Genomic DNA, 10,336 nt, shown 5'->3' on the forward strand with positions numbered 1-10,336 from the left:
CCAACCCGGGCGCGAGACTCGCTTCAAAGGCACCGCTCCATCGCGGCCCTTTATCTTTTTGCCCGCATAATATAGCCATGGAATTGGCCGCTCTTGGTCGTCCTGACACTCTGGCTGTCGATCACCGCAGCTGTCGGACCGGCCTCAGGGGCGACCGTTTCCCGGTTGAACATGACCAGACGGTGGTTTGTTCGTCTGCAGGCGCCATCCTCGCGGAGCCGGGCAAACCAGCGATGAACCGTGGGCCAGGGCGGGCGATCCTTCAGCAGCAGGCTGCTAAAGCGAATGTGTTGCATGCGGCGTTCACCTGATCTGGCGGCTCACGTATTGAATGCCTCCGAATGCCGCGTTGTGCTCTCATTCGGCAAGCAGAGTTTTCGCGGGTGGAATTGCGATGATCAAGATTGAGACCTTCATGCATATCCTTGACTTGGGAGGCACGTTTGTCTTCGCGATCAGTGGGGCGGTTGCCGCCATCAATCGCCGGCTCGATATTTTCGGCATCCTCGTCCTGTCGTTCGTGACGGGGAATTTTGGTGGGATCACCCGCGACCTGCTGATCGGTGCCTTCCCTCCGGCGGCCCTAACGAATGGAAAATATTTACTGGTCTCGATCGTAGCCGGACTCATCACCTTCTTCTGGTATGCCGGCGTCGATCGGTTGCGCAGTCCGGTTCTCTGGTTCGATGCCGTGGGTCTGTCATTCTTCGCCGTCGCCGGCGCACAGAAGGCGATCGAGTTTGGATTGAGTCCCGTAATGTCAGCCCTTCTGGGCATGTTGACCGGCGTCGGCGGTGGCATGACGCGCGACGTTCTCCTCACGGAAATACCACAAGTGCTGCGGTCAGATCTTTACGCAGTTGCGGCACTGGCCGGCGCATCCATTGTTGTCATCGGCCATATGCTTGGTCTTCCCTATGGCGTTTCGGCGGTGGCTGGAGGCGTTTTCTGCTTTGCCCTTCGCTTCATGGCGATCAGATACGGTTGGCATTTGCCGGTCGCGCAATTGTCCGCGCAAGGACGCTCGGGATTAGGTGGTTCGAACGATGACAAATCGCAGTGAAACAAATTTGGCGCGTCTCCAGCGTTTGTCCACCCTATCCACCTAATCCACAGATGCTCCCACCTGTCATGTCGATCGCACCGACGCTACAAAGGGGCCATGAATGCCATCGATCCTCCACTTCTCGGCCTGTCACAACGCCTCCCCCCCGCCAATCTCGAAGCTGAACAGGCGCTGCTCGGCGCGCTGCTCGCCAACAACAAGGCCTATGAACGCGTCTCGGAATTCCTAGCACCCGAACATTTCGCCGATGCCGTGCACGGGCGCATCTTCGAGGCGATCGCCCGCAGGATCGAGGCCGGGCAACTCGCCGATCCGGTCACGCTCCGCTCGACCTTCGAACATTCCGGCCTGCTCGACGACGTTGGTGGCCCTGCCTATCTCGCGCAACTTCTGTCGGCCATGGTCGGCATCATCAACGCCGGCGATTACGGCCGCACCATTTATGATGCCTGGATCAGGCGCCAATTGATCGATCTCGGCGAAGTCACGGTCAATCGCGCCTTCGGTGCCGAACCTGAACTTGACGGTACGTCGCAGATCGAGGCGGCCGAGCAGGCGTTGTTCGACCTCGCGACGAGGGGGGGCGCCGAAGGCAGTGCGATGAGCTTTGAAACCGCCCTCGCCATGGCGATCGATACCGCCGCCAAGGCGTTCGAACGCGACGGCAAAGTCTCCGGCCTGACCACTGGTCTGACCGACCTCGACGGCAAGACCGGCGGGCTTCATCCCTCCGATCTGCTGATCCTCGCCGGTCGTCCGGGCATGGGCAAAACCGCCCTGGCCACGAAAATCGCCTACGGCGCTGCGCAGGCGCTGCTCGCCGAGGCCCGCGTTGACAATCCCAATGCCGAAGCCAAGCAGGCCGTTGCGATTTTCTCGCTCGAAATGAGTGCCGAACAGCTCGCCACCCGATTACTTGCCGAAGAGGCCCGCGTCTCATCCGACCGTATTCGCCGCGGCGAAATCGGTCAGAAGGATTTTGACAATTTCGTTGCCGTCTCGCGCCGGATTTCCCGCCTTCCCCTGGTGATCGACGACACGCCCGCCATCACCCTCTCGGCGCTGCGCACCCGCTGCCGCCGTCTCAAGCGCACCCGCGGCCTCGCCCTCATCGTCGTCGACTACCTGCAATTGATGCGCCCCGCCGCCGGCACCAAACCCGATAACCGGGTCCTCGAGATCAGCCAGATCACTCAGGGTCTCAAAGCCATCGCCAAGGAACTCGCGGTGCCGGTGCTGGCGTTGTCGCAACTCTCCCGCGCGGTCGAATCCCGCGAGGACAAACGCCCCCAACTCTCCGACCTCCGCGAATCCGGCACCATCGAGCAGGATGCCGATGCGGTGATGTTCGTCTATCGTGACGAATATTATCTGCAAATGCGCATGCCCAAGCCGACCGACATGAAGGACGCCGATTTCCAGGCCGCACTCGATGACTGGCAGCGCAAGATGGAATTGGTCCATAACAAGGCCGAACTGCTGCTTGCCAAACAGCGCCACGGGCCGACGGGCACGATCCAGCTCTTTTTCGAGGCAGAATTCACTCGATTTGCCGATCTCGACACCCAACATGAGTGAAACAGGACTGGCAACGAGGATGCTCACCCATGGCGATGATCGGCAATAATGCCTGTGCAGGATTTTCCGAGGCTGACCGGCGCCTGATCGATCAGGCGGCGGCGCGGTTCATCGCCTCGCGCGGCCTGTTTACCCGCGTCCTCAACCGCATTGGCCGCACCGCCGGCAGCGCTGTCGAGCGCGCAATAACCTGGATCGCGCCCAACGGTCGCCGTGCCGTCGAGGAATACGCTTCCGAAGCCATGTGGTCGCTGCTCAGCGCCTCACGCTTCGGTCTGGCCGGCAAACATGTCGGCCCCGCTCCAGAGCAACGCTACCGCAACGTCGTTGCCGCGAGTGGCGCCTTCTCGGGGCTATCGGGCGGGGTCCTCGGCCTCGCCGACATCCCCTTCACCATGACCATGATGTTCCGTTCGATCGCGGAAATCGCCCGCAGCCACGGTGAGGACCTCGATGATTTCAACACCCGCCGCGCCTGCCTCGAAGTATTCGGTTTCGGGACCATTCGCGACGAAGCAGAGGACATCGAGGCGAGTTATTGGGCGGTGCGCGGTGCCATGACCCATGCGCCGATTTCGCTGTTTCTTCGCACCGTGGCGGCGCGTTTCTCGGTGGTCATGTCCGACCAGGTCCTGGCCTCGATGGTCCCCTTCGTCGGCGCCATCGCGGGGGCGGGTGTGAATTATCTGTTCATGGGCTATTTCCAAACCATGGCGCAGGTACATTTCACCTTGCGCGCGCTGGAGCGAAAATATGGCGATGCCGATGCCGTCCGAGCCTGTTTCGACCGTTACGTCGAAGACTATCGCCAGCGCAAACACCTGTTCCGCGACGCCGCCTGACCACGCGCCCGCACCAACCCTGACCATCGATGTCGGAGCGGTTGTCGCCAACTGGCGCCTCCTCTGCGCCCGCCACACCGGCGAGACCGCCGCCGTGGTCAAGGCCGATGCCTACGGGCTCGGCGCCGCGCTCATCGCGCCTGCCCTCGCTGCCGCCGGGTGCCGACGCTTCTTTGTGGCGACCACCGATGAGGCCTTCGCACTGCGTCGGACCCTCCCCGCCGCGTGGATCGCCGTGCTGAACGGCTGCCCGCCCGGGCTGGAAGCGGATGCCCTCGCCCATAATATCAGCCCTGTGCTGAATTCACTGGCCGACTGCGCCCGCTGGCAGGCCGCCGCCCGGAAATCGGGCCGGCGTCCGTCCGCTCTCCTACATATCGACACCGGCATGAGCCGCCTCGGCCTCGACGCCGCCGAATGCGCCACCCTCCTTGCCGAACCCGGCCGGCTCGACGGCATCAACCTCAACTATATCATGACCCATCTGGTCGCAGCGGAAGATCCGAATGCCCTCAGCAACCAGCGCCAAGCGGCGCATTTCGCGGCCATCGCCGCGCGCTTCCCCGGCATCGGCACAAGCATCACCAATTCATCGGGCATCTTTCTCGGCCCAAATTTCGCCACCGATCTCGCCCGTCCCGGCATCGCGCTTTATGGCGGCAACCCCACGCCTCACGCACCCAACCCGATGCGACCGGTGATCACCCTATCGGCACCGATCCTGCAAATCCGTGCGATCAATGCGGGCGATACCGTGGGCTACAACGCATCCTGGCGGGCCGGCCGACCCTCCCTGATCGCCACCATCGGCGTCGGTTACGCCGATGGCCTGCCCCGTAGCCTCGCCGGCCGCCTCACCGCCCGTCACCATGATCGCGTCATCCCGCTGGTCGGCCGAGTCTCGATGGATCTGATGACGTTCGACATCACGGACAACCCGGATCTCACACAAGGCACCCCGCTCGAACTGATCGGACCCGGGCACGATATCGATGCCATCGCGGCGGAAGCCGGTACCATTCCCTATGAAATCCTGACCAGCCTTGGGCGGCGCTATCGGCGCGTGGTAAAATCGGTATAACCGCGTCATGAACCTCGTGTTTGACCCGGTGGCCGCTCTCGGCCGCTTCGTGATCGCCATCCTCGGCCTGCTCGGCGAACTGGCGCTGTTCACCCTCGCTGCCCTCGCCGGCCTGTTTCGCCCCCCTTACTACCTAAGTAATTTCGGCCGCGCTTTGATGGAAATCGGCTTCTTCAGCCTCCCCGTCGTCGCTCTCACGGCGGTTTTCACCGGCATGGTCCTCGCGCTGCAAAGCTATGTCGGCTTCTCCCGGTTCGACAGTTCGAGCGTGATCGCAAGCGTTGTGGTGCTCTCGCTCACCCGCGAGCTTGGCCCGGTGCTCGCCGGGCTGATGGTCGCCGGCCGCGCCGGTTCCGCCATGGCGGCCGAAATCGGCACCATGCGCGTGACCGACCAGATCGACGCATTATCCACCCTCGCGACCGATCCGATGCGCTATCTGGTCACACCGCGCCTGCTCGCCGGCGTCATCGCGCTGCCCCTGCTCGTTGTGGTCGCCGATATCCTCGGCGTCGCCGGTGGTTTTCTTGTCTCAACCGTGCGGCTCGGCTTCGATCCCACCGCCTATCTGCAGGACACGTTGAGCTATCTCAAAGCGACTGATGTGATCTCCGGTCTGATCAAAGCAGCGGTTTTCGGCTTCATTATCGCCCTGATGGGCTGTTTTCACGGCTATCGTTCGCGCGGTGGTGCCCAGGGTGTCGGCGGCGCCACCACGTCTGCGGTGGTCTCCGCCTCGATCATGATCCTGGCGTTCGACTATGTTCTGACCCAGGCGTTCTTCACGCCCTGACCTTCTTCACGTCTAGAATCGAAGGCACCGAGTTCGCAATGAGCACGACGATCCAGCCCAAAATCCAGATCCGCGGCCTGAAGAAATCCTTCGGCAGCAAAACCGTGCTCGATGGCGTCGATCTCGACGTGATGCCCCGCACCAGCATGGTGGTGATCGGCGGTTCCGGCACCGGCAAATCGGTCCTGTTGAAATGCATCCTCGGCATGATCGAGCCGGACGCGGGCAGCATCATGATCGATGGTGAAAACGTGCTGACCGCCAAGCCTGCCCGCGCCCGTCAACTGCGCGACCAGATCGGCATGCTGTTTCAAAATGGCGCCCTGTTCGACAGCCGCTCCGTCTGGGAAAACGTCGCCTTCGGCCTGCTCGCCCGGGGTAAGGTTACCCGCGGCGAAGCCCGTGCCCTGGCAGCCAAGGTGCTCGCGCAAGTCGGGCTCGATGCCAGCGTCGGTGAGTTGTCACCCGCCGAACTATCCGGCGGCATGCAAAAACGCGTCGCCCTTGCACGCGCCATCGCCGCCGAACCCGCCATCCTGTTCTTTGACGAACCGACCACCGGCCTCGACCCGATCATGGGGGCCGTCATCGATGGTTTGATCATCGATTGCGTCAAACGCCTCGGCTCAACCTCGATCGCCATCACCCACGACATGGCCAGCGCCGCCCGCATCGGCGATCGGATCGCAATGCTGTTCGACGGCAAAATCATCTGGGAAGGCCCGGCCGCGACGGTGATGGACAGCGGCAATCCGATGGTCGACCAATTCACCCACGGTCGCAGCGATGGCCCGATCCAGATGGCCCTGCGCAAATAGAGCGATATGCGATTCATTTGACGCGGCAGCGGCAACGTAATCGCGTGAAATCGCTCAAAAAAACATAGTTCTAGAGTGTTTTGGTGAAAGCAAAACACTCTAGGTGAATCGCCCATGAAAAAGCCCGGAGGTTAATCCGGGCTCCTCAATGGGTTCAGAAGCCTGACGGATCAGGTGATGATCTTACCACCAATCGACCCGCTGATGCTTGCCGCATTGACGCCCAGCAACGTGATGTGTGTGCCGTCAGACAATGTGACCAACGCGCCAGGCGTACCGTTGAGGGTCGCGGAAGTGATGGTCTCGATGCTGGTACCGTTATTGGCGATCAGTTCGCTCGATGTCGTTTTGAAATTCGTGATGATATCGTTGCTACCGATACCGGTAGCACTGCCCATGAAGTAGATGTTGTTGGCGCCAGACGTGGTCGAACCCGTGATCGATGCGTTACCGCTGGAGGTAAAGAAGTACTGGGTGCCGGACCCTGCGGTCGAAATGATATCCGAACCGACGCCGGTATAGAACAGGTTGGAGCCAGTGACCGAGCTGGCCAGAAGGGTCTCATTCCCCGCACCGGCGAAGAGGTAATTGGCGCCGCTCGAACTCGTTGCCCCATCCGCGCCGGCGCTCAGAAGGTCGCCATTGCCACCACCTTGCAGGAAGACCGACCCGTTACCGCCGATGAGTGAGTTGTTGCCCGCGGTGCCACCAAGGAACGTGCCGCCAGCATTGCCGCCGAATGCCGTTTCAGAACCGGCGTTGCCGAACAGCGTTGCCGAGACCGTGCTGTTATTGATGAAATCGAGTGAGCCGGCGTAACCTTTCGAGGTGGCAGCAATCACCGAGGCCGATCCGGTCGCAACGATCGTGTTGCTGCCCTCATAGACCCGCGCAGTATCCTGACCACTGGAAATCGTGACGAAGTTCGAGCCGTGTAGATTGAGATTGTCGGTGCCACCACCCGCGACAATCGAATTCGTGCCACCGCCGGTGAACAGATCCACATTGCTGCTCGCGCCCAAAACGTAAGTCGTAGGCGTCATGCCGCTGCCATTGACCGTGATCGAACCGGGCGCCTGCACCACAACCGAACTATAGACACTGGCAACATTCAACGTCCCGCTGATCGAACCAGCCGTCGATGCGCCGAGACTATCGGTATTGGTGACTTCAAGCAGATTGTTCGTGCCGGAGATCGTTGATCCGTAAGTCGAACCAACAACTGAATCTAAATTGGTAAATCCGGCAGTGCCTCCAAGCACGCTCGCCGTGATGGCACCGAGCGAGGATTGCAAATTCTGCAATGCCGACGTCGACAACCCTCCGATCGGAACAGAAACCGCCCCCGACACCGACCCATTGTTGACGCCGCCGACAACCGTTACCGAACTACTCATATTGGGAAGCCTCCAAAAACTTAATTTATGGTTTCCGGATAGACGACCCCATGGTGCAAAGCAAGAAAAACTTCACAACCAAATGTTAAGATTCTTGGACACGCAAACTAACTAGCGACTTAAAACGGCAATATTTGCCTCATTTTCGAGCGATTTTAGACAGTAACTTTTGAACGCCGCGCCCCTATCCATCGGCATGCTGCGTTGCAATATGGATTTTCACATCGCAACCACCCGAGCCTCCTCACCAACTTCGTTGTTACAATCGGGACATTTTCTAAAATCGCGTCGGTTCCAGCTAATTGATTCTCATGATAATTTTTCCAACATGATCGCTTTTTTCCATAATCATGTGAGATTTTGAGACGTCACGCCAGTCGAGTGTCTGGAAGATCACCGGTCGCACCACCCCCGATTCCAGCCATGGCCACACGACATTGTGAAGTGATCGGGCGATTGCCGCTTTCTCCGCCGCGCTACGAGGTCGCATCGTCGATCCGGTCACGGTCAGTCGCTTCACCATGATCGGCAGCAGATCCAGACCGCTGGTGACGCTCCCCTGCATGAACGCGATCTGCACCAATCGGCCGCCCCGTTTCAGGACCGCCAGATTGCGCTGCGTATAGGGCGCACCCACCATATCCAGCACGACATCAACCCCGGCGTCCCTGGTCATCGCCTTGATGTCAGGCAAAAAATCAGCCTCGCGATAATTGATCGCGCCGACCGCCCCCAGATCGAGGCACGCCGCACATTTCGCTGCCGAACCAGCCGTCGTGTAAACCTTGGCGCCGAATACCGTCGCCAGTTGGATCGCGGTCACGCCGATGCCGGATGTGCCGCCATGCACCAGCACCGTCTCGCCCGGCGCCAAACGACCGAGGTCGAACAAATTGGCCCAGACCGTGAAATATGTTTCCGGCAGCGATGCCGCCTGCTCGGCGTCGAACCCCGCCGGCCACTCCAGGCACTGCCCCGCCGGTACAGCCACGAATTCAGCGTAGCCGCCGCCGTTGCACAGACCGGTCACACGGTCGCCAATGCGCCACGCCTCAACCCCGTCACCCAGCGCGACCACCTCGCCCGCCGCTTCCAGTCCCAAAATCGGGCTGGCGCCGGGCGGCGGCGGATACGCCCCCTTGCGTTGCTGAATATCCGGCCGATTGATCCCTGCCGCCGCCACCCTGACCAGAACCTCACCAGGCCCGGGAACCGGCACCGCCCCCGTGGTCAAATACATCATTTCGGGTCCACCCGGAGCATCATAGGTGACATGGCGCATTTCGCGGGGCAGGGTCATGGTGTCCATCCTCTCTTGTGCTAAGGCGCGGCGTGGCGGCGATCATCGCCACCACGCCCTTGCCCAGGCTTACGCATGATACTCACTCTTGATCCAGGTCGCATGATCGCTCAACCGCGCCCCCCTGCCAGACCGAACCGATGCGCCTGATCCGTCCGGACCCAACCCGACGCGCCCTGCTCGGCAGCGCTGCCGCCATCATCGCGCCGGTCGTGGCCATGGCGGCCGGCGCTACAGTGCCGGCACATTCCGCCAGCAAGGTCACCCTGGCCGCCTTGTTTCCCGATCAGGGCGCGCAGGCTTTGGCCGGCGACGAGGCCTGGCGCGGCGTCGCGTTGGCGGTGGCCGCCGCGAACCGCCACCGGACCGACGCGATCCGCCTGATCAGGGCCGATGCCGCGACCCTGGCCGATCCGGCCCGCGGCATCGCCCGTCTCGCCAAGGCGAGCCCCCCGACCGCGCTGCTCGGCACCTTGTCATCAACCACCTCCTTCGCGGCCACGGCGGCCGCCGAACTGGCCGATCTACCCTATATCGAACTCGATGCTCCGGCCGACACCCTGACCGCTCGCGGTTTCAAAATGCTGATCCGCACCGGCCTCACCACCACCGACCTTGCGGCCACCACCGCCTCGACCATCATCGGCCAGATCGCCCCGGCCTGGCACCAACCCGCCACAACGCTACGCATCGCCCTGTTGTTCGACGTGGGTGCGAGCGACGGCTCGTTCGCCGCCGCCATGCTTGGCATCGCGCATCGAACCAACCTGCCGATCCTGCTCACACTCGGTTACGCCACCGACTCGATGGATCTCGCCAGCGAAGTCGGCCGCATGCGTCGTGCCAAAATCGATCTGCTGATCCACGCCGGTCGCACCGAACATGTGCTGTTGCTCTACCAGGCGCTCGCGATGGCGGCGTGGCGGCCCCGCATGATCATCGGCGTCGGCCCCGGCTATGGCATGACGGTCATTGGTGACGCCCTTGGCCGCGCGATCGAGAACACGCTGGTGGTCGATGCCCCGCTCTACCCCCCAACCGGCCCCGCCGCCGCGATCGCCGCGGCCTATCGCGCGCGCTACGCGACATCCCCCCGCAGCGGCGCCAGCCTGACCAGCTATGTCGGCACCACGCTGGTCATCGCAGCGATCAGCGCCGGCGAACATCTCACCACATCGCTGATGGCAATCCACCAGCCACGCGGCACGCTCGCCAATGGCTGGGGCGTCGCATTCAGCCCCGACGGCCAGAACCGCGACAGTTTCGCCACCCTGCAACAATGGCGCGGCAGTCGCCTCGTCACGGTCGATCCCACCATCGCCGGCGCCACCAAGCCAATCCTCTCGCTCTAGCTCTATATTTTTTCGAGCGATTTCATGCGATTATGTTGCCGCTGTCGCGTCAACTTAATCGCATATCGCTCTAATCGCCTATCACTCCAGCGTACGGTCAGCCTGACGG

The 10,336-nt window shown here is 61.8% G+C and carries 9 protein-coding genes and 1 pseudogene; 7 read left to right on the forward strand and 3 right to left on the reverse strand.

From position 1 onward, the window contains the following. Window positions 1–275, reverse strand: a pseudogene (locus ACP5E6_RS13795) (IS5/IS1182 family transposase); the annotation flags it as partial. A 56-nt stretch (window positions 276–331) separates the two neighbouring features. Here ACP5E6_RS13795 and ACP5E6_RS13800 point away from each other — a divergent pair. The 6 genes from ACP5E6_RS13800 to ACP5E6_RS13825 all read left to right on the forward strand — a co-directional run bounded on the left by ACP5E6_RS13800 (window position 332) and on the right by ACP5E6_RS13825 (window position 6,178). Next, on the forward strand, window positions 332–1,063 hold the full coding sequence (locus tag ACP5E6_RS13800; protein WP_427954892.1) for a trimeric intracellular cation channel family protein: 732 nt from the start codon (window positions 332–334) through the stop codon (window positions 1,061–1,063). Window positions 1,064–1,162: 99 nt separating this feature from the next. Then, window positions 1,163–2,644, forward strand: a complete 1,482-nt coding sequence (locus tag ACP5E6_RS13805) for a replicative DNA helicase (protein WP_427954893.1) — start codon at window positions 1,163–1,165, stop codon at window positions 2,642–2,644. Between the two features lie 29 nt (window positions 2,645–2,673). Then, window positions 2,674–3,486 carry an EcsC family protein gene (locus tag ACP5E6_RS13810; RefSeq protein WP_427954894.1) on the forward strand — a complete coding sequence of 271 codons (813 nt, stop codon included), beginning with the start codon at window positions 2,674–2,676 and terminating at the stop codon, window positions 3,484–3,486. Next, on the forward strand, window positions 3,398–4,567 hold the full coding sequence (gene alr / locus ACP5E6_RS13815; protein WP_427954895.1) for an alanine racemase: 1,170 nt from the start codon (window positions 3,398–3,400) through the stop codon (window positions 4,565–4,567). Before ACP5E6_RS13810 ends, alr begins: the two co-directional genes overlap by 89 nt. A gap of 7 nt (window positions 4,568–4,574) precedes the next feature. Further along, the gene (locus ACP5E6_RS13820; RefSeq protein WP_427954896.1) at window positions 4,575–5,360 is read left to right on the forward strand and encodes an MlaE family ABC transporter permease; all 786 of its coding nucleotides are present in this window, start codon (window positions 4,575–4,577) and stop codon (window positions 5,358–5,360) included. A 38-nt stretch (window positions 5,361–5,398) separates the two neighbouring features. Next, window positions 5,399–6,178, forward strand: a complete 780-nt coding sequence (locus ACP5E6_RS13825; protein WP_427954897.1) for an ABC transporter ATP-binding protein — start codon at window positions 5,399–5,401, stop codon at window positions 6,176–6,178. A gap of 170 nt (window positions 6,179–6,348) precedes the next feature. Here ACP5E6_RS13825 and ACP5E6_RS13830 read toward each other — a convergent pair whose 3' ends face one another. After that, window positions 6,349–7,530 (reverse strand): beta strand repeat-containing protein, encoded by a 1,182-nt coding sequence (locus tag ACP5E6_RS13830; protein ID WP_427954898.1) that lies wholly within the window; start codon window positions 7,528–7,530, stop codon window positions 6,349–6,351. A 343-nt stretch (window positions 7,531–7,873) separates the two neighbouring features. Next, window positions 7,874–8,875: an NAD(P)H-quinone oxidoreductase gene (locus ACP5E6_RS13835; protein WP_427954900.1), complete on the reverse strand. Its 1,002-nt coding sequence runs from the start codon at window positions 8,873–8,875 to the stop codon at window positions 7,874–7,876. A 140-nt stretch (window positions 8,876–9,015) separates the two neighbouring features. Here ACP5E6_RS13835 and ACP5E6_RS13840 point away from each other — a divergent pair, with 140 nt between their 5' ends. Continuing rightward, on the forward strand, window positions 9,016–10,227 hold the full coding sequence (locus ACP5E6_RS13840) for an ABC transporter substrate-binding protein (protein ID WP_427954902.1): 1,212 nt from the start codon (window positions 9,016–9,018) through the stop codon (window positions 10,225–10,227). The last annotated feature ends 109 nt before the right edge of the window (window positions 10,228–10,336 follow it).

The organism is Acidiphilium sp. (genome assembly GCF_049977125.1).
Classification (GTDB): domain Bacteria; phylum Pseudomonadota; class Alphaproteobacteria; order Acetobacterales; family Acetobacteraceae; genus Acidiphilium.

Excerpts from the sequence above, each read along its gene's own strand:
- ACP5E6_RS13805 (WP_427954893.1), top strand. The coding sequence starts at position 1,163 with ATGAATGCCATCGATCCTCCACTTCTCGGCCTGTCACAACGCCTCCCC.
- ACP5E6_RS13810 (WP_427954894.1), top strand. The coding sequence starts at position 2,674 with ATGGCGATGATCGGCAATAATGCCTGTGCAGGATTTTCCGAGGCTGAC.
- ACP5E6_RS13800 (WP_427954892.1), top strand. The coding sequence starts at position 332 with ATGCCTCCGAATGCCGCGTTGTGCTCTCATTCGGCAAGCAGAGTTTTC.
- alr (WP_427954895.1), top strand. The coding sequence starts at position 3,398 with ATGGCGATGCCGATGCCGTCCGAGCCTGTTTCGACCGTTACGTCGAAG.
- ACP5E6_RS13840 (WP_427954902.1), top strand. The coding sequence starts at position 9,016 with ATGCGCCTGATCCGTCCGGACCCAACCCGACGCGCCCTGCTCGGCAGC.
- ACP5E6_RS13825 (WP_427954897.1), top strand. The coding sequence starts at position 5,399 with ATGAGCACGACGATCCAGCCCAAAATCCAGATCCGCGGCCTGAAGAAA.
- ACP5E6_RS13820 (WP_427954896.1), top strand. The coding sequence starts at position 4,575 with ATGAACCTCGTGTTTGACCCGGTGGCCGCTCTCGGCCGCTTCGTGATC.
- ACP5E6_RS13835 (WP_427954900.1), bottom strand. The coding sequence starts at position 8,875 with ATGACCCTGCCCCGCGAAATGCGCCATGTCACCTATGATGCTCCGGGT.